Origin of the sequence: Shewanella electrica (assembly GCF_022321485.1) — a bacterium.
Lineage (GTDB): Bacteria > Pseudomonadota > Gammaproteobacteria > Enterobacterales > Shewanellaceae > Shewanella > Shewanella electrica.
In genome coordinates this window covers 1-268 of sequence record NZ_JAKOGG010000331.1, presented here as the reverse complement: position 1 = coordinate 268, position 268 = coordinate 1, and the positions used below count along the sequence as shown (strand labels likewise).

The 268-nt window shown below is 63.1% G+C and carries 1 protein-coding gene; it reads right to left on the bottom strand.

Features of this window, described 5'->3' with window-relative positions:
- Positions 1–9: 9 nt before the first annotated feature.
- Positions 10–268, bottom strand: a 259-nt coding sequence (locus tag L9G74_RS24220) for a hypothetical protein (protein ID WP_238898658.1), incomplete at its 5' end; no start/stop codon positions are given.

Here is a 268-nt window from a genome sequence, read left to right as displayed (position 1 = left end):
ACGAGGATCTCAAGCAACAGGCTCATGAAGCGGGGAGGTGCGGGGGCGAGGGGCTTGGACCGGGGCGGAAGACTTGACCGTCTCGAAGAGACCGGCATGCGCGGCGAGGCCGAGGCCGAACATCAGCCAGCCGCCATTCATCGCGAGCAATCGCACTCCGTGCCAGATGATCACGGCGTCCGGATTGATGCCCATCATGCCGATCTTGCTCAGCGGGACCAAAATGCCGGCTTGGTAAAGCGGGGTTAGGACCGAGTAGCCAAACGCC